Raw genomic sequence first — 22432 nt, 5'->3', positions numbered from 1 at the left:
AAAGGCCGGGGCGGTCCTTGCAGGCATAGCCCGGCGCCACGGGGACGCCGGTTTGCCGCGCCGGATCAGGCGCTGCGTACATCCAGATGGATCACCCGGTCCATGCGCGCGGCCAGATCGGGGTTATGCGTCGCGATCAGCGCCGCCAGCCCGGTTTCCCGCACCAGCGTCATCAGCACATCGAACACCCGGTCCGAGGTCGCCGGATCCAGATTGCCCGTCGGCTCATCCGCCAGCAGCAGTTTCGGACCATTGGCCAAGGCCCGACAAAACGCGACGCGCTGCTGTTCGCCGCCCGAAAGCTGGGCCGGGCGATGCTGGGCGCGATGGCTCAGCCCGACACGGGCCAGCAGATCGGCCGCCCGCGCCCGTGCCCCGCTGTCCGAGACGCCATTGGCCAGCTGCGGCAGCACGATGTTTTCCGTGGCCGAGAATTCCGGCAGCAGATGGTGGAACTGATAGACGAATCCCAGCGCCTCGCGCCGCGCGCCGGTCCGCGCCTTGTCCGACTGGCCGGTCATATCCTTGCCATCCAACAGCACGCGGCCCGTATCGGGCGTGTCCAGCAGCCCGGCGATATGCAGCAGCGTGGATTTCCCCGCGCCCGAAGGCGCGACCAGCGCCACCACCTCGCCCCGCCCGACGCGCAGGGACAGATCCGACAGCACCGGAACCGGGGCCGGACCGCCCTTGCCATAGGTCTTGCAGATGTTTTCCAGCAGCAGGACATCACTCATAGCGCAGCGCCTCGACAGGGTTCATGCGGGCGGCACGCCGCGCGGGAAAGATCGTGACGATGAAGGACAGCGCCAGCGACAGCGCGACGGCACGGAAGATGTCCCATGCCCGCAGATCGGCGGTCAGCTGATAGATGCCGCGCACCTCGGGCTGCCAGGCGTTGCCGCCGGTCAGCGCATTCAGCGCCGACATGATGTGATCGACATTCAACGACAGAAGCACGCCCAGCACCACGCCCGCAATCGTGCCCAGCACCCCGGTAAAGGCACCGCACAGAAAGAAGATCCGCAGGATCGCGCCCTCGGTCAGGCCCATGGTGCGCAGGATGCCGATATCGCGGCCCTTGTTCTTGACCAGCATGATCAGCCCCGAGGTGATGTTCATCGAGGCGATCAGCACAAGGATCGACAGGATGATGAACATCACGTCATCCTCCATATCCAAAGCGGCAAGGAACGACCCCGAGGCATCGCGCCATGTCCAGACCTGCCCGCCCTCGCCCGCCGCAGCCAGCAGATCGGGCGTCCAGCGATCGACCTTTTCCGGGTCATCGACATAGACCTGAATTTCGTCCGCCACGCCGTCGCGGTTGAAATAGCTTTGCGCCTCGGCAAAGGGCATGAAGATGCGCGCCTGATCGATGTCATAGCGCCCGGCCGAGAAGATATAGGTGACCTCATAGGTCTCGATCCGGGGATTGGTGCCGAAGGCGGTCTTGGCCCCGTCGGGCGCGACAAGCTGCACCCGGTCGCCCACGCCGACGCCCAATTCGCGCGCAAGCCCCACGCCCATGGCGATGCCATGGTCGAAATTTTCCAGATCGCCGGTCGAGGTGTCGGGGTTCACGATGCCCGGCATGGATTTCAGCGCGTCCAGCGTGATGCCGTACACATCGCCCAGCCCCGCCGCATCGCCCTGCTTGGCCATGACCTTGCCGCGCACCGCCGGATAGGCATGGGTGACGCCGGGAATGGCCGCGATGCGCGCCGTCACCGCGTCGTAATCCTGCACCTTGCCGGGCTGGATATAGGTCTCGTCGGTCAGGTCGTTGTAAAAGCTGGTCGGCGCGTAATAGACCGTGCTGTGGGCATTCGCCCCAAGGATCGTATCGACGAAATCGGCCCGAAATCCGGCCCGCACCGCCAGCGTCGCAATCAGCGCCATGACGCCCAGCGTGATGCCGATCAGGCTGATCCACGTCATCACGCTGACCCCGCCCTCGGCCCGGCGGGCGCGCAGATAGCGCCATGCGATCAGGAATTCATAGCGAGAGAAAGCGCGCGGACTGGCCATCGGTCACCTTGGGATTGGACTGGGGGACTGATTGGCAAGGATGGGCGGCGAAGGCAAGGCTACAAGGCCGTGAGGGGGAAATGCGCCCTTTGCGCCAGACGGCGAACCGTGTTCAATGCGCTTGGGGAAACAAGGGACAGATCACCACAGATGAACGATACAAGGCAGCAGCACAACGTCGCGTGCCATTGCGGCGCCGTTCAGTTCAAGGCGCGTCTGACGGATGGGTTCAACACGATCCGACGGTGTTCGTGCAGCTATTGCCGGATGCGGGGCGCCATTGCCGTTTCGGCGCGGCTTCAGGATATCGAGTTCGTGGCGGGCGAAGGCAATCTGACGCTGTATCAATTCAATACCGGCACCGCGAAGCATTACTTCTGCAAGACCTGCGGCATCTATACCCATCACAAGCGCCGCTCGGATCCAGACCAGTTCGGGATCAATGTCGCCTGCATCGAAGGCATCAGCCCGTTCGATTTTCCCGAAGTCGTCGTGACGGACGGCATTTTGCACCCTTCGGATTCCGATGGTCGCTCGCGGATTGCCGGGATGCTGCGCTACAGCCCGACCGAATAAGGCCGGGCCTTAGAACGGCCCCGGCCTGCGTTCTTCCGACAGCATGACGTTCGCCTCGACCTGCCCCACGCCCGGCAGGGTCATGATGCGGCGGCGCAGGATGCGTTCGAAATCGGCGATGTCGCGGGCATGGATGCGCAGGCGGTAATCGAACTGGCCAAGGACGTGCTGGACGACCTGTACCTCGGGGATGGCGGTCACCGCGCGCTCGAACTCCTCAAGGCTGGTGCGGCCCTTGGCGGCAAGGCGGATGCCCAGAAACACCGTGACGCCAAAGCCAAGCGCCGCGGTGTCCACCACCACGCGCCGTCCGGCGATCACCCCTGCATCGGTCAGCCGCTTGATGCGGCGCCACGCGGCGGGCTGGGTCAGGCCGATCTCGCGCCCGATCTCGGCCGCGCTCAGCGTCGCGTCGGCAGCCAGCAGCCGCAGGATGGCAAGGTCGGTCGCATCGGGGGCGATCGCGGGCAAGGTCACAGCGGCAGCTCCTGCACATCCTTGATGGTCGAGACCAGCATCAGCGCATCGCTGTCCGAGACATGCGGCAGGGTCAGGATGCTGTCGCGATAGATCTGCTGCCAATGCGCCATGTCCCGCGCGATGACCGACAGCCGGAAATCGACCGAGCCCAGAAAGGTCTGGATCTCGGTCACCTCGGGGACAAGGCGGGCGGCGGCGATGAAATCGTCGAAGGCGCGGGGATGCGACTTGTCCAGCGTGAAACGCAGACTGACCTGCACCTCATATCCCAGCTTGCGCCAGTCGATGCGGGTTTCGGTGGCTTGGATCACCCCGCTGTCGCGCAGACGTTCCAGCCTGCGCCACAGGCTGGCAGGCGTCACCCCTGCCCGCTGGGCCAGTTCGGCATTGCCGATGCCGGGATCGGCCAGAAGCTGGCGAAGTATGCGTCGGTCAGTCGCGTCAGGCATGATTTTTTCACATAAGTATGTTCATACTTATTATCTTCGCCCATAAACTTCTGAAAGCGCAAAAATTGCACGCATCCTAATTCGCCCCGCTGCTAAAACCTCTGCAGCGAATGAGGAGAGACAAATGCGCGTTTACTATGATCGCGATTGCGATGTGAACCTGATCAAGGACAAGAAAGTCGCCATGCTGGGCTATGGCAGCCAGGGCCACGCCCATGCGCTGAACCTGCGCGACTCGGGCGCCAAGAACCTGGTCGTCGCCCTGCGCGAAGGTTCGGCCTCGGCCAAGAAAGCCGAAGCCGAGGGGCTGAAGGTCATGGGGATCGCCGAAGCTGCGGCCTGGGCCGACCTGATCATGTTCACCATGCCCGACGAATTGCAGGCCGAGACCTACAAGAAATACGTGCATGACAACATCCGCGAAGGCGCGGCCATTGCCTTTGCCCATGGCCTGAACGTGCATTTCGGCCTGATCGAGCCGAAACCCGGCGTCGATGTCATCATGATGGCGCCCAAGGGTCCGGGCCACACCGTGCGCGGCGAATACACCAAGGGCGGCGGCGTGCCCTGCCTGTTCGCGGTGCATCATGACGCGACCGGCAAGGCGCAGGACATCGCGCTGTCCTATTGCTCGGCCATCGGCGGCGGTCGCTCGGGCATCATCGAAACCAACTTCCGTCAGGAATGCGAAACCGACCTGTTCGGCGAGCAAGCGGTCCTGTGCGGCGGTCTGGTCGAACTGATCCGCATGGGCTTCGAGACGCTGGTCGAGGCGGGCTATGAGCCCGAGATGGCCTATTTCGAGTGCCTGCACGAGGTGAAGCTGATCGTCGACCTGATCTATGAAGGCGGCATCGCGAACATGAACTACTCGATCTCGAACACCGCCGAATATGGCGAGTATGTCTCGGGTCCGCGCATCCTGCCCTATGACGAAACCAAGGCCCGCATGAAAGCCGTGCTGACCGACATCCAGACCGGCAAATTCGTGCGCGACTTCATGCAGGAAAACGCCGTGGGCCAGCCCTTCTTCAAGGCGACCCGCCGCATCAACGATGAGCATGAGATCGAGAAAGTCGGCGAGAAACTGCGCGCCATGATGCCGTGGATTTCCAAAGGCAAGATGGTCGACAAAGAGCGCAACTGATCCTTTCAGATCGCAAGAATGGAAAAGCCCCGCAGATGCGGGGCTTTTTTATTGGACGGGAAGACGGGTTTGCGGACGGAGCGGACGCTCCACCTACTGCGCCCCGGCCAACTTAACCATCGCAGCAGCGAATGCCTCAGGGGCTTCTTGCGGGAGGTTGTGGCCCGCTCCATCTATGATCCTGCGCTCATAGAACCCGGTGTAATGCGCGCGGTCAGAATCTTGCTCTACAGGTGGATCGACCCCGTCATCCCGCCCTTGGAGCACGATACAAGGCACGGAAATATCAGGCTGGGCTGACAGACGTTCTTCGATTTCGTCATAGCTTGGATCACCTGAAATACCGCCGAAACGGTGCCGGTAGGAATGTAGCACGATCTCCACAAAGTCCGGGTTTTCGAACGAGAGGGCTGTGGCAGCCCAAGTTGCATCGTCGAACCGCCAACTTGGCGACCAGAGTGACCAGATATAGCGGCACAGGTCATGCCTGTTCTGGGTCAACCCAAACCGCCCCCGTTCAGTATGGAAATAATACATATACCAGTAACGGGCTTCCTTTACAGGCGGAGCCGGTTGCCGAGCGTTTGCAATGTCTTGGATATTATAGCCTTGGCCACAACTCACAAGGCCGCGCACCCGCTCCGGCCAAAGCGCCGCGACTATACAGGCCGCACGTCCACCCCAGTCATATCCGCCCAGGAGGGCGCGTTTGATGCCAAGCGCGTCCATGAATGCCAAGAGATCAGCGCCGAGCGCGGCTTGTTGTCCGGAACGCATTGTTTCGGATGAGAGGAAGCGGGTCGGCCCATAACCGCGCAGATAGGGGACGAGGCAACGGAAACCCCGCCCGGCAAGGTCGGCAGACACGGCGTCATAGGCGTGTGCGTCATAGGGAAAGCCATGAAGCATGATAACCGGATCGCCGTGCTCCGGTCCGACCTCATGATAGTGGATCTCAAGACAGCCCGCGCTTACAGCCTTCATCAAGCCTTACCTCATCTTCCCTGCAATATTCAGAGACTAAGACACGGAGTCCAACGTCCGCTAACGGCTCATTTCGACAGCGCCTTATTCCTCCAACACCTCAAGCACGCCCGGAACCACCCGCAGCGCCTGACGGGCGGGGGTGGTCAGGGGCGCGTCCTCGGTGATCTCGATATCGACCAGATCGTCACCGTCCTTCAGCCGCAGCGTAATCGGGCCGCGCGCGCGCGAGGGGGCGTTCACCTCGGCCTGAATGCGGGCCAGCGCCTCGGCGATGCCGGGGATGGCGTCAAGGCCGGTGATTTCCACCGCCAGCCGGTTCGCGCCGGCATCCGCCACCGCCTGTTCCAGCGGCGTGACCGAGCGCGCCAGCAGCTTGACCTGATCGCCCGAAGGTTCGACCTGCACCTGCAAGACCACATTCGCGCCCGGCTCCAGATGCTGGCGATGCGCGTCCAGCGTATCGGAAAACACCGTCACCTCATAAAGCCCGGTCGGATCGGACAGGCCGACGAAGGCAAAGCGGGTGCCGCGCGCGGATTTCTTTTCCTGCCGGAAGGCCACCGTTCCGGCAAGCGAGGCGACCAGCGCGCCGTCCATGGCGGCCTGCGTCACCTCGGCCAGCGTCTGCACATTCTTGCGCCGCAGCGCGGGCAGGTAATCGTCCAGCGGATGGCCCGACAGGTAAAAGCCGACCGCGGCATGTTCCTCGCCCAGCTTTTCCGTGGGCATCCAGATCGGCGCGGTGACCGGGCGCGGCGGCGGCAGATCCTCTCCGCCCCCGAACAGCGAACTTTGCGACGAGGCCGCCTGCGCCTGCACCGCCGCGGACCACGCCACCAGACCGTCCAGCGATTTCATCACCTTCGCGCGGTTTTCCTCCAGCAGATCGAAGGCGCCTGCCCGGGCCAGCATCTCAAGCGGGCGCTTGCCGACGCGGCGCATGTCGACGCGGCGCGCGAAATCATGCAGATCGCGGAACGGCTGGTCGCCGCGCGCCTGCACGATCAGGTTCATCGCCTCGACCCCCACGCCTTTCAGCGCGCCAAGCGCATAGTGGATGCGCCCCTCGCGCACGCTGAACGTCGCAATCGAGCGGTTGACGCAGGGCGGCACCGTTTCGATCCCCATGCGGTCGGCTTCGCGCTTATAGACGGCCAGCTTGTCGGTCAGATGGATATCGCAGTTCATCACGGCGGCCATGAATTCGACCGGATGGTTGGCCTTCAGCCATGCCGTCTGATAGCTGACCACGGCATAGGCGGCGGCGTGGGATTTGTTGAAGCCGTAATTCGCAAATTTCTCCAGCAGGTCGAAGACCTCGCCCGCCTTCTTCTTGTCGACGCCATTGGCCAGCGAGCCTTCGACGAATTTCGGCCGCTCCTTGGCCATTTCCTCGGCGATCTTCTTACCCATGGCGCGGCGCAGCAGGTCGGCGCCGCCAAGGCTGTAGCCCGCCATGACCTGCGCGATCTGCATCACCTGTTCCTGATAGACGATGATGCCCTGCGTTTCGGCCAGAATGGGGTCGATGCTGGGATGCAGCGATTCCAGTTCGCGCAGGCCGTTCTTGACCTCGCAATAGGTCGGGATGTTTTCCATCGGGCCGGGACGATAAAGCGCGACAAGCGCCACGATATCCTCGATGCAGGTGGGCTTCATGCGCCGCAGCGCATCCATCATGCCGCTGGATTCCACCTGAAACACCGCGACCGTGCGGGCCGAGGCGAACAGCTCATAGCTGGCCGTGTCCTCCAGCGGAATGGCGTTGATCTGATTTTCCGCGCCGTCCGCGGGCTGGTAAAGCTGGCGCCCATCGGCGGCGACATGCAGCGGACGCCCGCCGCCATTCACCAGATCGACGGCGTTCTGGATCACGGTCAGCGTCTTCAGGCCCAGAAAGTCGAATTTGACCAGCCCGGCCTGTTCGACCCATTTCATGTTGAACTGCGTGGCAGGCATGTCGGATGCCGGATCGCGGTAAAGCGGCACCAGACGGTCCAGCGGACGGTCCCCGATCACCACGCCCGCGGCATGGGTCGAGGCGTTGCGCAACAGCCCCTCCAGCTTGGCCGCGTAATCCAGCAGGCGGCCCACGACCTCTTCCTTGGCGGCTTCGCGCAGGCGCGGCTCATCGGCCAGCGCCTTGGTGACGCTGACAGGCTTCACGCCCTCGACCGGGATCATCTTGGACAAGCGGTCCACCTGCCCAAAGGGCAGTTGCAGCACGCGGCCCACATCGCGCACGGCGGCCTTGGACAGCAGCGCGCCGAAGGTGATGATCTGGCCCACCTTGTCGCGGCCGTATTTTTCCTGAACGTATTGGATCACCTCCTCGCGGCGATCCATGCAGAAGTCGATGTCGAAGTCGGGCATCGAGACGCGTTCCGGGTTCAGGAAGCGTTCAAACAGCAGGCTGTAGCGCAGCGGATCAAGGTCGGTGATGGTCAGCGCATAGGCCACAAGGCTGCCCGCCCCCGAGCCGCGCCCCGGCCCGACCGGGATGCCATGATCCTTGGCCCATTTGATGAAATCCGCCACGATCAGGAAATAGCCGGGAAAGCCCATCTGTTCGATGATGCCCAGCTCGAACCGCAGCCGGTCTTCGTATTCGGCGACCGGCACGGCATGGGGGATGATCGCCAGACGCGCCCGGAGGCCGTCCCATGACTGGCGGCGCAATTCCTCGATCTCGTCATCCGCAAAGCGCGGCAGGATCGGCTTGTGCTTCTTGACGGCAAAGGCGCAGCGCCGGGCGATTTCCACGGTATTGTCGATCGCCTCGGGCAGGTCGGCAAACAGCGTCGCCATCTCGGCGGCGGTCTTGAAGTAATGCTGCGGTGTCAGGCGGCGGCGCGGCGCGGTCTGATCGACATAGGACCGGTCGGCAATGCAGATCAGCGCGTCATGCGCGTCGTAAAGATCGGCCTTGGGGAAATAGACATCATTCGTGGCGACAAGCGGCAGATCCAGCGCATAGGCGATGTCGATCATGCCGCCTTCGCTGGCAGCCTCGGCCGCCATCGGCTTGCCATTGCCGTCGCGGTGGCGCTGCAATTCGACGTAAAGCCGGGTCGGGAAGGCTGCTGCCAGTTCCTCGGCCAGACTGCGGGCATCGGGCAGCCGCCCCTGCGCCACCAACTGCCCCAAGGGCCCGCCCGCCCCGCCGGTCAGGCAGATCAGCCCCTCGGCATGATCGCGCAATTCCACCACGGTGATATGGGGCAGCGCGCTGCCGTCGCGCAGATACAGGCAGGTGGACAGCGCCATCAGGTTCAGCCAGCCCGCCTCGTTCTGGGCCAGCAGCACGACAGGCCCGGTGGCCGCCGCCTGCAGCACGACCTGACAGCCGATGATCGGCTGCACCCCCGCATCCTGCGCCTTGATCGAGAATTCCAGTGCCGCAAACAGCGCATTGCTGTCGGTCAGCGCCACGGCGGGCATGCCATTCGTCGCGGCCAAATCTGCCAGTTTCTTGACGGGGATCGCGCCCTCCAGCAGCGAATGCTCGGAATGGGTGCGCAGGTGGATGAATCGGGGAGTGTTCTCGGCCATGCCCTTATCTAGGCGTCTTGGCCGGGGCTTCGCAATCGCCGGAAACGCAAAAGGCCGGGATCACGTCCCGGCCCTGTCTCGATCTGGCGTCACGATCTGGTGCGGCTTATTCCAGATGGCTTTCCAGAAACCACAGATCCTTGTCAGCGGTGCGCGAGGCCCCCGTCAGCAGATCGGCCGTGTCGGCATCACCGGCCTCGTCGGTGGTGTCGATCGCCTCGCGGACCTTGGCGCCATAGTCGCGCATCCGTTCGCAGATCGCCTTGATGTGATCTTCGGCTTTGGTCAGATCGGTCGGGTATTCCTTGAGCGAGCTGGCCTTGGCGGCTTTCTCGACCGTGCCGATGGCCACGCCGTCCAGCTGCTGCACGCGCTCGGCGATCTCATCGACATGGACCTGAAGATTGGCAAAGACCTGATCGAAAAGCTCGTGAACGGCGATGAAGTTGCGGCCCTTCACGTTCCAATGCGCCTGCTTGATGGCGGCAGACAGCGCCACGGCATCGGCCAGACGCGCGTTCAATTCGTCGATTGCGGTCTTGCGGGCATTGTCCGTCAGACCCATCAGATTGACTGCCATGACAGTCTCCTTTGGTTGGTTTCGCCTCACCAACACCGGCGGAAGGGGCCGGGTTCCATGCACCAAAGACCGATGAACACAAAGAAAAAGGCGACGCTTCTCCTCGGAAAAGCATCGCCCAAATTCGCGAAATGCGAAGGCTCGGATCAGACCGCGCCCTGGATGAATTTCACCGCATCGCCAAAGGTCTGGATGGTTTCCGCAGCGTCATCCGGGATCTCGATGCCGAATTCTTCCTCGAAAGCCATGACCAGCTCCACAGTGTCCAGAGAGTCGGCGCCCAGATCGTCGATGAACGAGGCGCTTTCCGTCACCTTGTCCTCGTCAACGCCCAGATGCTCGACGACGATTTTCTTCACGCGATCAGCGATATCGCTCATGTCTCTTCCTCATTTTCGCGGGCATCCGCCCAGATGTGCCGACCGTAGCCGACGACAGCCCAAGGCGGATGCCCTGAAGCCTTATTCGCGGGATATAGCACGGGAACGTGATCTTGCAACCCGGATAAAACCAAGATCACAGCATCGCCATCCCGCCATTCACATGCAGCGTGGCGCCGGTGACATAACCTGCCTCGGAACTGGACAGATACAGCGCTGCCGCGGCAATGTCCTGCGCCGCACCCATGCGGCCTGCGGGGATCTGCGTCAGGATGCGGCCCTTCTGCTCGTCGTTCAGCTTGTCGGTCATCGCGGTCTCGATGAAGCCCGGCGCGATGCAGTTGACGGTGATGCCGCGACTGGCGACCTCATAGGCCAGACTTTTCGACATGCCGACCAGCCCGGCCTTGGCCGCCGCATAATTGCCCTGCCCCGGATTGCCGGTGGCCCCCACGACCGAGGTGATGTTGACGATCCGGCCCCAGCGCGCCTTCATCATGCCGCGCAGCACGCCCCGGCACAGCCGAAAGCTCGAGGTCAGGTTCACATCCAGTACCTGCGCCCATTCTTCATCCGACATGCGCATGAACAGGTTGTCGCGGGTGATGCCCGCATTGTTCACCAGCACGTCGACCGACCCCATGGCCGCCGCAGCCGCCTTCGGCAGCGCCTCGACGGCCTCGGCATCGCCCAGATTGGCGGTCACGACATGGGCGCGGCTACCCAGCTTCTCGGCCAGTTCGCGCAAGGGCGCCTCGCGCGTGCCCGACAGCGCGACACTCGCGCCCGCCGCATGCAGCGCCTCGGCAATCGCGCCCCCGATCCCGCCCGAGGCACCCGTGACCAAAGCATTCTTGCCCGTCAGATCAAACATGACATCTTCCTTGTTTTTCCAATACCCCGGGGGAGTCCCGCAGGGACGGGGGCAGCGCCCCCGGCAACCTCAGCCCTTCAGCGCCGCGATATCCGCGGGCAGGCCGACATTCTTCACCACCGCCTCTTTCGCGATGCGCTTGATCATGCCCGACAGCGCCTTGCCGGCGCCGATCTCCCAGAACTCGGTCACCCCGGCATCGGCCAGATAGCCGACCGATTCCCGCCAGCGCACCGATCCCGTGACCTGCTCGACCAGCAATTGCCGGATCTCGGCCGGGTCGGTGACGGCGCTGGCGCGCACATTGGCCACCAGCGGCACGGCAGGGGCGGCGATCTCGACCGCGGCCAAAGCCTCGGCCATCACGGCGGCGGCGGGCTGCATCAGCGCCGAATGGAACGGGGCCGAGACCGGCAGCATCAGCGCCCGCTTGGCGCCCCGCTCCTTGGCCAGCGCGGCAGCCCGTTCGACCGCGCCTTTGTGGCCCGAAACCACGACCTGCGCCGGGTCGTTGTCATTGGCGGCCTGACAGACCTCGCCCTGCGCGGCCTCGCGGGCCAGATCCTCGACGGCGGCAAAGTCCAGCCCAAGGATCGCGGCCATGGCCCCCACGCCCACCGGCACGGCTTCCTGCATGGCCTGCCCGCGCAGCCGCAACAGCCGCGCCGTATCGGCAAGGCTCAGCGCGCCCGCCGCACACAGCGCGGAATATTCGCCCAGGCTGTGGCCCGCGACAAAGGCTGCGTCGCCGATGCCGAACCCCTCGGCCTCCAGCGCCCGCAGCGCCGCGATCGAGGTGGCCATCAGCGCCGGCTGCGCATTCTGCGTCAGCGTCAGCGTGTCGATATCGCCGTTCCAGATCAGATCGGACAGGTCCTCACCCAAGGCCGCATCGACCTCGGCAAAGACCTCACGCGCGGCGGGATAGGCCTCGGCCAGATCACGGCCCATGCCGATGACCTGAGCGCCCTGTCCCGGAAATACGAATGCCCGCATTCTGCAGTTTCCCTCTGCTTTCTATATTTCACACAGCCTTAGCCTTTGCCGCGCCCTACGGCAACCGCCGGGGGATCAGCGGGGAATGACGATCTCGGCGCGCAATCCCCCCAGCCGCTCGGCATCGACCAGCCGCAATTGCCCGCCATGCGCGCGGGCGATATCGGCGGCGATGGCAAGGCCCAGCCCCACGCCCTGCCCCCGGTTCTGATTGCGTGCCGCATCCAGCCGGGTAAAGGGCTTCAACGCCTCGTCGCGCTGCTCGCGTGGGATGCCCGGCCCGTCATCCTCGACCGAGACGCGGAAATAGCTGGGGCCCAAAGCCGCCTCGACCTCGGCGCGGTTGCCATAGCGCACGGCATTGCCGATCAGGTTCTCGACCGCGCGGCGCAGGCTGTCGGCGCGGAACGTGGCGCGGCCATTCATCTCCCCCTGCATCTTGCGCAGCTTCACCGCCTGCCCGCCGCGCTGCGCATCCGCGACGATGCCCTGCACGAACGCCAGCGCCGGGACGGCCAGAGGCGGCGCATCCTGGGCCGCGTCGCGCGCATGATCCAGAAAGGCGTCGATCATCTTGCCCATGGCGGCGACATCGCTTTCCAGCCCGGCGATCTCCTCGGGTTCGGGCGGCAGATCCGGGCTCAGCATCGACAGCCCCAGCCGCAACCGCGTCAGCGGCGTGCGCAGGTCGTGGCTGACCCCCGACAGCATCTGCTTGCGCTGCTCATTCTGCCGCTCGATCCGGGCGCGCATTTCCAGAAATGCCGTGCCGGCGCTGCGGATCTCGCTGGCGCCGCCGGCGCGATAGGGGATGATACGCCCCTTGCCATATCCCTCGGCGGCGCGCGCCAACCGTTTGATCGGCCGCAACTGGTTGCGCAGAAACACCGTGGCAATCGCCGTCATCAGCAGCGAGGTGCCGATCATCAGCACCAGCAACTGGTGCGGGTTCGAGGCGCTGACCCGTTCGCGCGGAAACACCAGCTCATAGGCGCCATACCGGCCGTTCAGCGTGATGCGCACCTCGCGCCGCTGACTCAGATCCACGCCTTCCACCTGCGCGACGCTTTTGTGCAATTCCTCGATGACCACGCGGCCCGACAGATCATAGAACACCCGGTAATCGCGCGGCTGCTGCCGGGCGGGCAGGAACAGTTCCAGATCCAGCGGCACCGCCACGCGCTGCGCCTCGATCCGCGCCATCTGCATGTCCGACGCCTCATCGATACGCGAAGCGATCAGCGCGATCTCGCGCGTCATGCCCGCCGTCATCTGCCGCGTCACATCCTCGAAATGGCGCTGCAGGAACATCACCGTGACGACGATGGTCACCACGACCACCGGCAGGAACAGGATCAGCGCGGCGCGGCCATAAAGCCCGCGCGGCATCAGCTTTTTCAACCAGTCGAAATCCATCAGCGCCTCATACCGGGACTTTCGCAGCGCGCCCGGCGCGGGTTAGGTTAGCGCCATGACAACTATCCCGACAAGCATCCCGGAAGCCCTGCGGGTCGTGACCGCCGACAATCCGTCGCCCCTGACCGGGCCGGGGACCAATTCCTTTTTGCTGGGGCGCGGCAGCGTCGCGGTGATCGACCCCGGACCCGACCTGCCCGCGCATCGCGCCGCCCTGATCGAGGCCGCGCGTCCCGGCCGCATCACGCATATCTTCGTGACCCATGCGCATCTGGACCATTCCGGCGGCGCACGCGCGCTGGCGCAGGAGACCCGCGCACAGATCTATGGCTTCGGCCCGCCCGAGGCAGGCCGTTCCCCCATGATGCGCCGTCTGGCCGCCGATGGGGCGCTGCAAGGCGGCGAGGGGCTGGACCGCGACTTTCGCCCCGATACCCGGCTGATCGACGGCCAAACCATCGAAAGCGACGAATGGTCGCTGACCGCCCTGCATACGCCCGGCCATTTTGCGGGCCATCTTTGCTTTCAGTCCGGCAGGGACATCTTTTGCGGCGATGTGGTGATGGGTTGGTCCTCGACGCTGATTTCGCCGCCCGACGGGGATCTGCTGGACTATTTCCGTTCGGTCGAGCGGTTGCAGCTTGCCAGGGCGCAGCGGCTGCTGCCCGCCCATGGTGCGCCCATCACCGATCCCGCCGCCCGCCTGTCCGAGCTTGCCGCCCATCGCCGCGCCCGCACCGCGCAGATTCTGGCGGCATTGCGCGACGGGCCTGCCGATGCCGCGGATCTGGTGCGACGAATCTATGACATCCCCCAAGCACTGCACCCCGCCGCCCGCCGCAATGTGCTGGCCCATCTGATCGCCATGACGGAAATCGGCGTCGTCGAGCCCTTGGATGCCCTGTCATCGGCATCTGTTTTCAAGGCGTTATAGCGGATTTCTGGAATTTTCACGGCTGGCGGATTTTATGTGAAAAAATTGCAAACGCCTCTGGACGCCCCCGAACGGCATCGCTATACACCCCCTCGTGTTCCGGCGTAGCTCAGCGGTAGAGCAGTTGACTGTTAATCAATTGGTCGTAGGTTCGATCCCTACCGCCGGAGCCAAAATTTACCAAGCTACGAGAATTGTTGCGCAAATCATCCCTGCGGGGTGGTGTGCGACAAGGGTGTCATACGTATGACACCTGCAGGCCACGGCGAGGCAGCCCGATAAGGGGGTATTGCCTTGGGCTTGCAGACGCATGTTTTCCGTCGTGGCGCGACCTATGTCTGGCGCCGGCGGCTGCCCCTTTCGCTGGGCGGTGCGCTGATGCAGGTCAGCCTGCGCACCCGCGATCCCTTGATTGCCCGGCGCCTTGCCTTACTTCTGGGGGCAGAGGGGTGTCGGGTGTTCGACCAGATGATGCAAAGCAAACTGAGCCGGGACGAAGCGCGCAGCCTGTTGCAGGCGGCGATTCTGCGGGCTTTGGATCAGATCGAGGCGACCCGCGCCAATATTCCCGACCGTCCCGCCCCGGACGCTTGGCAGCAGGCGCTGAGCGCCGATTGGGTGATGGGCAAGGCCTGCGAACTGGTGGGCCATCGCGGTGCGGCAGCCGCGCCGGTTCCCGAGGATGACCGCGACGCCATGCGCGCTGAGGGCCGCAGCGATGTCGAAATTGCTGCGGTCAGCCACCATGTCGACCTGCTTGCGCAGAATTTTGACCGCGACCCGCGACTCGGTCCGAACCGCCCGGGATTCGATCTGATGTGCAGGGCACTGGGCCGGGACAAATTCAGTCAAGGCGAGGTGAATCACGGGCGCCAGATCGTGCAGCGCGGGCGTGGCGCGGCCTATCAGATCGCCAGCCTAGGGCATCTGACTGCGATCGAAACCGCTGCCGCCGAGGCCATGGACTTGGCCGAGGGCCGCAAGCCTGCTACAGAACCTGCACCGGTGTCGCAGCCGGTTCAGCAGCAGCCAATGCCGATTACCCCGGTTGAACCGCCCCCGGCAGAGCCGACAGCACCAGACCCATCCCCCGCAGAACCGACCCCGCTTTATGATCCTTCGATTGCGGCGCTGGCCGACCGGTTGATGGCGCAGAAGAAGCGTCAGAAGATGTCGGCGCAAATGATCGACCAGATGCGCAAGGTCTATGACCTGTTCATTGAGGCCACCGGGGTCAGTGACATCCGACAGTTGCGGCAGGAACATCTGGCCCGCTTCATCGACGTGCTGAACCAGCTGCCCAAGTCCTATCGCAAGTCGCCCAAGGACCGACTGAAGTCGCTGGCCCAGATCCTTGATGCCGCGCAGGGCAAGCCGGTCGGGCTGTCGCCGACGACGATCAACCGCAACATCGACTACATCGGCCAGCTTCTGAAAAAGGCGCGCAGCGAGGGCTTTGCTTCGGTGGTGATGCTGGATGCCGGCAGCCTGCGCGAACGCAAAAGCCGCCGCGACCGGGACGAGCGTCCGGCCTTCACCCTCGAGGATATCGGCAAGATCTTCAGCCACCCGATCTGGCACGGCTGGAAGAGCAAACGCCATTGGCAAGAGCCGGGCCCGAACCTGATCCGCGACGGGCTGTTCTGGGTGCCAATGATTGCGGCCTTGACCGGCGCGCGCCGGGCCGAGATCGCGGGCCTGAAGGCCGAGGATCTGGAAATCATCGACGGTATCCCGGTGATGCATTTCCGGCCGAACCCGAACCGGGGCCTGAAGAACCTGGTGTCGGAGCGCACCCTGCCGCTGCATCCGCAGCTGGTCGCGCTTGGGCTGATGGAGCATGCCCGCCTGGCGCTGAAGGGTCCGCGGGGCGATCTGTTCCCCGATCAGCGCCCGACCTCAGGCACCAAGTTCGGCGATCCGCTCGACTACCGCTTCCGGCTGCTGATCCAGCGCCAGCTTTCGGGCAATCCCGAGGGCAAGGTGCTGCACAGCTTCCGGCACTATGTCGCGACTCAGCTGGGCCGGATCGAGGGCTTGCGTGAGCAGGTGCGCAAGGACATCCTTGGCCATGCGGGCGACTCGATCACCGCCGAGCGCTATAGCGAGACGACCCCGCTGGCCGCCAAGCTGGCCGCTCTTCGTCAACTGCCCCCGCTGCCCGTGCGTGATCTCGCGGCAGATGTTCGGACAGTTGAACCTGTGCGGGCCGTGGCCCGCAAAACCCGCAAGGATGGGCCTTGCCCGTCCGCGCAGTCGCCCTTTGGGCGACGGAGCGCCTCCCCGGCGTAAGGGGCAGACCATCGAGGTAGCTTTAGCTACCTATAGTCTGTCACTATGGGTAGGCCGAAGGCACCAAAACACCCCTCCAATCTTCCGCGTGCGGACCTCTTCTTCCTGCCGCGATGTGGCCCTCTGATCCCGCCGGTCGCAGCACTCGTCCGGCGCATCGTTCGCCGCGATCTGCCGCCGGAATTCGGCATCTGCCGCAATGGCGCCGACATATTTCTGAAATTCGAGGCCATTAGCGCCTTAGGTTTTTTCGCGAATGCGCGATACTTGGACAGCCATGATCCAAACCAGGGACCCAATCATGGCCTTTCAGTTCGTCCATATCGAGACCTACGCAGAGCAACCCAAAGCCGTTAAAGGCGCCCCGGACCAGTTCAACAGTGCCGAACAGGTGTTGGGTGAGGCCGCGCGGGAGGGTCACTTTTCACAGCATGTCGAGAACCCGCAAGAAGCAATACATCTGAGTTTTCCCGGCTCGATCACTCTGGCCGAGCTGCGGGAAAAGCGCTCAGTGCTTCTCGCCGGGATCCGCGAAACCGTGACAAGCGCGAACGGAAGGACCTATCAGCGCAGACTGCGTGCCGATGCAGCCACCCTCTATACCGAGATCCATTCGCATCCGATGACGCCGCAGGACATGACGGCTGATCCGAAAAATAAACGTGAGATCGCCAATTGGGCCGCACGTATCGCCATGGACTTCACGGCCCGTATGCCAGACGGCATTGACTGGACGGCCGTCCTGCATCCGGACGAGAGCCATGTGCATATCCACATTCTCGCCATCAACACGCCCGATCCAAAGCTTGACGCCAACAAGCTGCATGTCGGCAAATGCGCCGCCGCCCGGTGGCGCATTTGCAACGACAGCGATGTCATCGCCCCGCTGCCAAAACCGGAACTGATGGCGCGTCCCCTGAAGCCGAAAAAAGAACGCCCCAGCAAAAATCGCCAGACCCAGGCCAAGCGCGATGCGCGCCATGCAGAAGCTGTTGCCGCCTGGGAAGAATCCTGCGTGCCGATCGACGCTGAAAATACCGACCGCATGTCGCAATGGGAGACCGCAAACACGGCCCACCTCAAAGCTGCTCGCCAGCTGCGGGGAAAATCCGGCGTCCAGCGCGCATTCAACGACGAGATGAAGGCCTTTCAGGATCGCTATTATGAAGCCGTCGGCAAATATTGCGGCCTGCTGCGCGTGGGTCCGCACCTCGCGCGAAAATCGACCAAGGCCTATGCCGCCGATAAGGTCCAGGCAAAGCAGATCGCCGAGACCCTTGCCGAGTCCGAGCGGACAAAGGAGCAGTTGTTGGAGCAACGTAAAGGTTTGGACAGACATCAGGCCGAGTTGTCGCAGATCCACCACGAGCAGAAGATCAGGCAAGAATCCCTGCAGGCGCGAGAGGAGCGCCTGATCGCCGATCAGACGGAACTCGCCCGCAGGGAAGATATGATCCGGGAAAAGGTAAAGGTGGCACGGCAGGATCTGGAACGGGAAAGATCTGAATTAGCGGCGGCGCAGCGCGAGAAAGAGCAACAGCTTGCGGGGCAAGCTGCTGCCTTGAAGAAAAAAGAACATGAACTGGTTCAGACAGCGATTGCCCTCAAGAACCGGCGTAAAGAGTTCGACGACGCCGTCGAAGCCATGGATGAGGTGCTCACCGCCGTCGAATCCGGTGACACCACGGTCGAGGGCGGAAAGCTGAATTTCCAGCGCATGCCCGCATTCTTGCGGAACATGCTTGGCATTGCCCCTGAGCAGCACAGCCCGATACAGAAACTCGTGGGACGGTTCATCAACGTGATCAACCGCGTCCAACAGGGCATTGATGCGATGCGATTTGGACGCGGGTCCGATAACGACAGCCAGTCACCGGAGCTCTAAGCACGATCGCCGTGCCTTGCGGCGGTAGGCCGCCAGATGGCTGGGTGTCAACATCTTTGATTCCGTGGTGACTAAGCGCCCTCACTGCCCCACCACATAGACCAGCGGTGTCCTGCCCTCTGCGCCTTCGACGGCATAGATCGCGATTTCCCGGCGGATGGGCTCGATGCCGGTGGTGTTTTTCAGGGGATCATAGGGCGGGTTGGCGGTCAGGGGGTGGCCTGCGCCGGCGGCATAGGTCGGGACGCCGCGGCCGCCGGTGACCGGGGCTTTGCGGGCCTGGCGGATGTCCTCGCGGTCGTAATCGGCGATGGTGGCGAGGCCCTCGAAGGCGCCGGCGGCATCGCCGAGGAAGGTTTTGAAGGCCGCCTCGGCGCTGGCGGCGGGGCGCTGCTCGATGACGCCGTAAGCGCCGGTCAGGACATGGCTGCCGTCCTTGGGTTCAAAGATCAGCACGGCGCAGCGGTCCAGTGCCTCGGGGGTGTAGCAGGCCAGGCCCGCGCCAAGGCCGCGGGTATCGACCGCACCGGCGCCGCTGCCGTAAAGCAGGTCGGTCACGCCGACATTGATATGCTCGCCGTCCTGCGGCATCCAGGCCCCCTCGCGCTGCTGCAGATAGAGCCGGAAGCCCTTGGCAGGGTCATGCGCCTCGTTCTGCTGCACGGCGCCGTCTTTCCACAGATAGGCCACGCGCCGGACATTGCCCCAGGGCACGAGGTCGCTGCTGGCCATCACCGGCCAGAGCGGCTGCAGCTGCTGTTTCGCCGCATCCCAGGTGGTGCCCAGCGGCGGGATGCCGGCGGCGGTCAGGATCTTTTGCCGCGCCGCCTCGGTCTGCGCGGCCATGGCGGCAGGGTCAGCAGCGATCACGTCGGGCGGGGTGATCTGGCCGATCTCGCTGCCCCGGGCGGTGGAATAGGTGACGCTGGCGACATGGCCCTCATAGCCCTCGCTGCGGGTCTGCGATTTGCGGATGTCACGCACCGTCACCAGGGCCAGCAGGCTGTCCTGGCCGATCTTCTTGCGCAGGGCGCGGCCCTGATCGCGCGTCGCCGGGAACAGCGCGACATCCTGCCAGTTGCGAAAGAACAGGCTGCGGCCCCTCGGGTCCAGCGGCAGGCGCGAGGTCGGGGTGAAGATGCTGACCGGAAAGCCGCCGCGCGCCGCGTCGTAATCGCCGAAATCGGCGCGGATCGACAGCACTACCTCGGCGGTGGCGGGGTCGATCGTGGCGCGGCTGGCGGCAAGGCGGGCCATGACCTTGGCCAGCGCCTCATCGCGGCTGAACTCATCGGCGGCGAGATATTCGGGGTCCTTCAGCGCCAGGGCCTTGAGGTCGGGCGCGGTGCCGTCGAGGGTTTCCAGGAATGCGCCCCACCAGGCGGCATCGGGGTCGGTGTAGGTTTCGGCCAGCGACGGGGTGGCCAGGATCAGGCCAAGGCAGGTGGTCAGGGCGAGGGTCTTGAGCATGGGGCGTCCTCCGGATGCAGGCAAAGGCGGGCTGGCCGCCGCGCGGCGACGCGGCGGGGGATGGCTGGGGGATCAGAGTGTTGGGTGGCGTGTCGTGCGTGCGGTGCGCAGATTGCGTTCGTCAACTGAGCGCCCCGCGCGTCGCCGCCCGGCTAAGCGGGAAACCCTTAGCGGATCAGCGCCGCGAAGCTGGAGTAGACGCGCTCGGGCATCACTCGATAGCCGAGGCCCTGCAGCCTGGCCTCGATGCTGCGCCCGGGCGCCACGCCCGGATGGCAGGCGCGCAGATACATGTTTGCGACCAGTTCGGTCGCGCCAAAGATTTGGCCCAGGTTCAGGCCCTGATAGCCGCCGCCCGGCAGCCCATAGGCCGGGCGGGCGGTGCTGCAAAAGAACCGCACTTCGGACGGCGCCTCGAATTGCAGGCGCTTTCTTGGCGTATCGGGCCGGTCGGAAACCGCCTCGCGCAGCACGACCCGCACCAGCTGGCCCGGCACCCGCGCCGAGCCCTGGGCCTCAACCCGGCGCCCGCTCTGGTCGTAATGCAGGCATTCGCCCATCTTGCAACGGCCAAGATAGGTCTCGGCCGCGACCGGGCTGGCCAAGGCAGCCAGCGCCAGGGCGAGGACAAGGGATTTGGGATTCATGCGGGCCTCCTGCGAAAGACATGAGAGATCAAAGGGGATTGCGGGCGGATATCCCTACCGGAACCAGTATTCCTGGCCGCGGCTGAAGATCACGCCGCCGGATTGCACGACCATCCCCAGCGCGACGGCACCGCAAGCGACGGCGCCGATCCAGATGCCCGCCGCCCCGAAGATCACGAGGCCCGCCAGAAGCACGGCCAGCTGCCGCCGCAGCTTCGGGATCTTTTCCGGGCCGACGACGCGGCCACCGGCGATGCGGCCGGCGCCACGCTCGGCGTGGCAGGCCGGGCAGATGCGGGCGCTGCGTTTGACCGGCGTGCCGCAGTGGCCGCAGTCGATGGTGGGGGATTGCTCAGGCATCACAGGCCTCCGTCAGATCACGCTTTGAATTCACAGCATTTACGGTATAGCATTCTTCCCGAACCATCCGGAGCACAGCCCTTGTCGATCAAACCCGCGCCCCGCACCGTCGAACCCCTTGTGGAGGCCTTCGCCACCGTCCTGCGCCGCCGCCGTCTGGCGCAGGACCTGTCGCAAGAGGCGCTGGCGCGGCGCGCCGATGTCTCGATGCGCTTCGTTTCTCTGCTGGAGCTTGGCCGCCACATGCCGACGATCAACACCATGCAAAAGCTCGCCCGGGGGCTGGGTGTGCCGCTGTCGGATCTGGTCCGCGAGGCCGAAGCGGAACCCGCGAAGGAATAGCGCGGCGGCGGCATCAGCCCTTCTCCTGCGCCGCCAGCAGCCGCAGCGCATCTGCCAGAACGCCCGCCTCGAACTCGGGCCGCAGCTGGCCGTCGAGCGACAGCAGCGCGATTTTCAGACGCAATTCGGCCAGATTCCCGGCGGGGCGCGCCGCAAGCCCGATCTCGAGATCGCGGATGCGGTGCTGGATCCGGTCCATCTCGGCCATCGCCGCGCGACCCTCTTCGCTGGCCGCGAACCCTGCTTCGGCTGCATGAGCATCGCAGGCGGCATGATCGCTCCACGCCTGCGCCAGCGCCGACCGGGTTGTCAGGAACGCCCGATCAATCTCGGGGTCAGCATCATTCCACGTCCCGGCGATCTGCAAAAGCTGCGACAGGCCGTCCAGCCCGTCTGCCGAAACACCATCCAGACCACCGCTGTCGATTTCCGGTCCCTGCATCGGCCACCCCTGAACACTGGTTGAAACTCACTGCACTATGTGAGCAATATGCAGTGATATTTGCAAGAGGGGCAGCGACAATTATTTCCGGCATCAAAACACGGCCCGCAGATCCGCTCATTCCCGCCTTCGCCACGGTGCTGCGACGGCGCCGCGAGGCGCTGGATCTGTCGCAAGAGGCGCTGGCCCGCCGCGCCGGGATCTCGACGGTCTTCGTTGGCAGGGTCGAAGGCCTGCACAATCAGCCGACGATCAACTCCATGCAGAAGCTGGCGAAAGGGTTGAACGCGCGGCTCTCGGATCTCATCCGAGAGGCCGAGGGGCTGGCGGGACGGTGAAGCGAAGGGTTGGCTTGGCGCAAAGGCATGCTGGGAGTATTCCGGATCAACCGGGATCCAAGCGATGGCAATCTTTCGCGGCCTTGATTGCACTGCAGGGCTCGGACCGCACCCTCCGGACAATGGCGCGGCGGCCCACCGCAGTCAGTAATCGTCGAGATGCAGGCCCTGCGCTGCAACCCGCGTTCAGAATGATCATATGGTGATAAGCCTCATTTGATCATGGCTCGTCTGACGGCGCGGGATCGGGACCG

Annotated in this window: 22 protein-coding genes and 1 tRNA gene; 8 read left to right on the top strand and 15 right to left on the bottom strand. The window is 64.3% G+C overall.

Annotated features, from left to right (window positions below; all coding sequences use genetic code 11):
• Positions 1 to 65 precede the first annotated feature (65 nt).
• Both GL284_RS03835 and GL284_RS03830 read right to left on the bottom strand, forming a co-directional pair.
• A complete protein-coding gene (locus tag GL284_RS03835; RefSeq protein ID WP_155043332.1) occupies positions 66 to 737 on the bottom strand; it encodes an ABC transporter ATP-binding protein in 672 nt (223 codons plus the stop codon).
• Positions 730 to 2031, bottom strand: a complete 1302-nt coding sequence (locus GL284_RS03830) for an ABC transporter permease (protein ID WP_155043331.1) — start codon at positions 2029 to 2031, stop codon at positions 730 to 732. Before GL284_RS03830 ends, GL284_RS03835 begins: the two co-directional genes overlap by 8 nt.
• 150 nt (positions 2032 to 2181) lie before the next feature.
• Between GL284_RS03830 and GL284_RS03825 the strand changes: the two genes are divergently transcribed.
• A complete protein-coding gene (locus tag GL284_RS03825) occupies positions 2182 to 2607 on the top strand; it encodes a GFA family protein (protein ID WP_155043330.1) in 426 nt (141 codons plus the stop codon).
• Positions 2608 to 2616: 9 nt separating this feature from the next.
• On the opposite strand, the gene GL284_RS03820 is transcribed toward GL284_RS03825, so the two are convergent.
• Together GL284_RS03820 and GL284_RS03815 are read right to left on the bottom strand one after the other, a co-directional pair.
• Complete coding sequence (locus tag GL284_RS03820) at positions 2617 to 3084, bottom strand: Lrp/AsnC family transcriptional regulator (RefSeq protein ID WP_341870270.1); 468 nt, start codon at positions 3082 to 3084, stop codon at positions 2617 to 2619.
• Positions 3081 to 3536 (bottom strand): Lrp/AsnC family transcriptional regulator, encoded by a 456-nt coding sequence (locus GL284_RS03815; RefSeq protein ID WP_155043329.1) that lies wholly within the window; start codon positions 3534 to 3536, stop codon positions 3081 to 3083. The genes GL284_RS03820 and GL284_RS03815 overlap by 4 nt, the downstream gene beginning before the upstream one ends.
• Positions 3537 to 3660: 124 nt before the next feature.
• Between GL284_RS03815 and ilvC the strand changes: the two genes are divergently transcribed.
• Complete coding sequence (gene ilvC / locus GL284_RS03810; protein WP_155043328.1) at positions 3661 to 4683, top strand: ketol-acid reductoisomerase; 1023 nt, start codon at positions 3661 to 3663, stop codon at positions 4681 to 4683.
• A gap of 93 nt (positions 4684 to 4776) precedes the next feature.
• On the opposite strand, the gene GL284_RS03805 is transcribed toward ilvC, so the two are convergent.
• From GL284_RS03805 to GL284_RS03775, 7 genes are all read right to left on the bottom strand, one after another.
• On the bottom strand, positions 4777 to 5667 hold the full coding sequence (locus tag GL284_RS03805) for an alpha/beta fold hydrolase (protein ID WP_155043327.1): 891 nt from the start codon (positions 5665 to 5667) through the stop codon (positions 4777 to 4779).
• An 84-nt stretch (positions 5668 to 5751) separates the two neighbouring features.
• Positions 5752 to 9222 (bottom strand): DNA polymerase III subunit alpha, encoded by a 3471-nt coding sequence (gene dnaE, locus GL284_RS03800; protein ID WP_155043326.1) that lies wholly within the window; start codon positions 9220 to 9222, stop codon positions 5752 to 5754.
• A gap of 106 nt (positions 9223 to 9328) precedes the next feature.
• Positions 9329 to 9802 (bottom strand): DNA starvation/stationary phase protection protein Dps, encoded by a 474-nt coding sequence (gene dps / locus GL284_RS03795; protein ID WP_155043325.1) that lies wholly within the window; start codon positions 9800 to 9802, stop codon positions 9329 to 9331.
• 146 nt (positions 9803 to 9948) lie between these two features.
• Positions 9949 to 10182, bottom strand: a complete 234-nt coding sequence (locus tag GL284_RS03790; protein WP_028720942.1) for an acyl carrier protein — start codon at positions 10180 to 10182, stop codon at positions 9949 to 9951.
• Between the two features lie 136 nt (positions 10183 to 10318).
• Positions 10319 to 11056: a 3-oxoacyl-ACP reductase FabG gene (fabG, locus tag GL284_RS03785; RefSeq protein WP_155043324.1), complete on the bottom strand. Its 738-nt coding sequence runs from the start codon at positions 11054 to 11056 to the stop codon at positions 10319 to 10321.
• A 69-nt stretch (positions 11057 to 11125) separates the two neighbouring features.
• A complete protein-coding gene (fabD, locus tag GL284_RS03780) occupies positions 11126 to 12052 on the bottom strand; it encodes an ACP S-malonyltransferase (RefSeq protein WP_155043323.1) in 927 nt (308 codons plus the stop codon).
• A 75-nt stretch (positions 12053 to 12127) separates the two neighbouring features.
• Positions 12128 to 13468, bottom strand: a complete 1341-nt coding sequence (locus tag GL284_RS03775) for an ATP-binding protein (RefSeq protein ID WP_155043322.1) — start codon at positions 13466 to 13468, stop codon at positions 12128 to 12130.
• A gap of 55 nt (positions 13469 to 13523) precedes the next feature.
• Here GL284_RS03775 and GL284_RS03770 point away from each other — a divergent pair, with 55 nt between their 5' ends.
• The 4 genes from GL284_RS03770 (at position 13524) to GL284_RS03755 (ending at position 18579) form a co-directional block, all read left to right on the top strand.
• Entirely contained in the window at positions 13524 to 14402 is an 879-nt protein-coding gene (locus GL284_RS03770; RefSeq protein WP_155043321.1) for an MBL fold metallo-hydrolase, read from the top strand.
• 98 nt (positions 14403 to 14500) lie between these two features.
• Positions 14501 to 14575, top strand: a tRNA-Asn gene (locus tag GL284_RS03765).
• Positions 14576 to 14696: 121 nt separating this feature from the next.
• Complete coding sequence (locus GL284_RS03760) at positions 14697 to 16694, top strand: site-specific integrase (protein WP_155043320.1); 1998 nt, start codon at positions 14697 to 14699, stop codon at positions 16692 to 16694.
• A gap of 301 nt (positions 16695 to 16995) precedes the next feature.
• On the top strand, positions 16996 to 18579 hold the full coding sequence (locus GL284_RS03755) for a Mob protein (RefSeq protein ID WP_155043319.1): 1584 nt from the start codon (positions 16996 to 16998) through the stop codon (positions 18577 to 18579).
• An 81-nt stretch (positions 18580 to 18660) separates the two neighbouring features.
• On the opposite strand, the gene GL284_RS03750 is transcribed toward GL284_RS03755, so the two are convergent.
• From GL284_RS03750 to GL284_RS03740, 3 genes are all read right to left on the bottom strand, one after another.
• Positions 18661 to 20049 carry a hypothetical protein gene (locus GL284_RS03750; RefSeq protein ID WP_155043318.1) on the bottom strand — a complete coding sequence of 463 codons (1389 nt, stop codon included), beginning with the start codon at positions 20047 to 20049 and terminating at the stop codon, positions 18661 to 18663.
• 167 nt (positions 20050 to 20216) lie between these two features.
• Entirely contained in the window at positions 20217 to 20696 is a 480-nt protein-coding gene (locus GL284_RS03745) for a hypothetical protein (protein ID WP_155043317.1), read from the bottom strand.
• Positions 20697 to 20750: 54 nt separating this feature from the next.
• Complete coding sequence (locus GL284_RS03740; RefSeq protein ID WP_155043316.1) at positions 20751 to 21056, bottom strand: hypothetical protein; 306 nt, start codon at positions 21054 to 21056, stop codon at positions 20751 to 20753.
• An 81-nt stretch (positions 21057 to 21137) separates the two neighbouring features.
• Here GL284_RS03740 and GL284_RS03735 point away from each other — a divergent pair, with 81 nt between their 5' ends.
• On the top strand, positions 21138 to 21398 hold the full coding sequence (locus GL284_RS03735; protein ID WP_155043315.1) for a helix-turn-helix domain-containing protein: 261 nt from the start codon (positions 21138 to 21140) through the stop codon (positions 21396 to 21398).
• Between the two features lie 13 nt (positions 21399 to 21411).
• On the opposite strand, the gene GL284_RS21245 is transcribed toward GL284_RS03735, so the two are convergent.
• The gene (locus tag GL284_RS21245; RefSeq protein WP_196216702.1) at positions 21412 to 21840 is read right to left on the bottom strand and encodes a hypothetical protein; all 429 of its coding nucleotides are present in this window, start codon (positions 21838 to 21840) and stop codon (positions 21412 to 21414) included.
• A 20-nt stretch (positions 21841 to 21860) separates the two neighbouring features.
• On the opposite strand from GL284_RS21245, the gene GL284_RS21240 reads away from it, so the two are divergent.
• Positions 21861 to 22178 carry a helix-turn-helix domain-containing protein gene (locus GL284_RS21240; protein ID WP_170293909.1) on the top strand — a complete coding sequence of 106 codons (318 nt, stop codon included), beginning with the start codon at positions 21861 to 21863 and terminating at the stop codon, positions 22176 to 22178.
• Positions 22179 to 22432 lie beyond the last annotated feature (254 nt).

The sequence above is a fragment of the Paracoccus shanxieyensis genome (assembly GCF_009711265.1).
Classification (GTDB): Bacteria; Pseudomonadota; Alphaproteobacteria; order Rhodobacterales; family Rhodobacteraceae; genus Paracoccus; species Paracoccus shanxieyensis.
The sequence above is the reverse complement of the archived record's forward strand: the minus strand, read 5'-3'. Positions and strand labels throughout refer to the sequence as shown.

What these genes read in the sequence shown, in the direction of transcription:
- GL284_RS03835 (WP_155043332.1), bottom strand. Translation starts at nt 737, where the DNA reads ATGAGTGATGTCCTGCTGCTGGAAAACATCTGCAAGACCTATGGCAAG.
- GL284_RS03830 (WP_155043331.1), bottom strand. Translation starts at nt 2,031, where the DNA reads ATGGCCAGTCCGCGCGCTTTCTCTCGCTATGAATTCCTGATCGCATGG.
- GL284_RS03825 (WP_155043330.1), top strand. Translation starts at nt 2,182, where the DNA reads ATGAACGATACAAGGCAGCAGCACAACGTCGCGTGCCATTGCGGCGCC.
- GL284_RS03815 (WP_155043329.1), bottom strand. Translation starts at nt 3,536, where the DNA reads ATGCCTGACGCGACTGACCGACGCATACTTCGCCAGCTTCTGGCCGAT.
- ilvC (WP_155043328.1), top strand. Translation starts at nt 3,661, where the DNA reads ATGCGCGTTTACTATGATCGCGATTGCGATGTGAACCTGATCAAGGAC.
- GL284_RS03805 (WP_155043327.1), bottom strand. Translation starts at nt 5,667, where the DNA reads ATGAAGGCTGTAAGCGCGGGCTGTCTTGAGATCCACTATCATGAGGTC.
- dnaE (WP_155043326.1), bottom strand. Translation starts at nt 9,222, where the DNA reads ATGGCCGAGAACACTCCCCGATTCATCCACCTGCGCACCCATTCCGAG.
- dps (WP_155043325.1), bottom strand. Translation starts at nt 9,802, where the DNA reads ATGGCAGTCAATCTGATGGGTCTGACGGACAATGCCCGCAAGACCGCA.
- GL284_RS03790 (WP_028720942.1), bottom strand. Translation starts at nt 10,182, where the DNA reads ATGAGCGATATCGCTGATCGCGTGAAGAAAATCGTCGTCGAGCATCTG.
- fabG (WP_155043324.1), bottom strand. Translation starts at nt 11,056, where the DNA reads ATGTTTGATCTGACGGGCAAGAATGCTTTGGTCACGGGTGCCTCGGGC.
- fabD (WP_155043323.1), bottom strand. Translation starts at nt 12,052, where the DNA reads ATGCGGGCATTCGTATTTCCGGGACAGGGCGCTCAGGTCATCGGCATG.
- GL284_RS03775 (WP_155043322.1), bottom strand. Translation starts at nt 13,468, where the DNA reads ATGGATTTCGACTGGTTGAAAAAGCTGATGCCGCGCGGGCTTTATGGC.
- GL284_RS03770 (WP_155043321.1), top strand. Translation starts at nt 13,524, where the DNA reads ATGACAACTATCCCGACAAGCATCCCGGAAGCCCTGCGGGTCGTGACC.
- GL284_RS03755 (WP_155043319.1), top strand. Translation starts at nt 16,996, where the DNA reads ATGGCCTTTCAGTTCGTCCATATCGAGACCTACGCAGAGCAACCCAAA.
- GL284_RS03750 (WP_155043318.1), bottom strand. Translation starts at nt 20,049, where the DNA reads ATGCTCAAGACCCTCGCCCTGACCACCTGCCTTGGCCTGATCCTGGCC.
- GL284_RS03745 (WP_155043317.1), bottom strand. Translation starts at nt 20,696, where the DNA reads ATGAATCCCAAATCCCTTGTCCTCGCCCTGGCGCTGGCTGCCTTGGCC.
- GL284_RS03740 (WP_155043316.1), bottom strand. Translation starts at nt 21,056, where the DNA reads ATGCCTGAGCAATCCCCCACCATCGACTGCGGCCACTGCGGCACGCCG.
- GL284_RS21245 (WP_196216702.1), bottom strand. Translation starts at nt 21,840, where the DNA reads ATGCAGGGACCGGAAATCGACAGCGGTGGTCTGGATGGTGTTTCGGCA.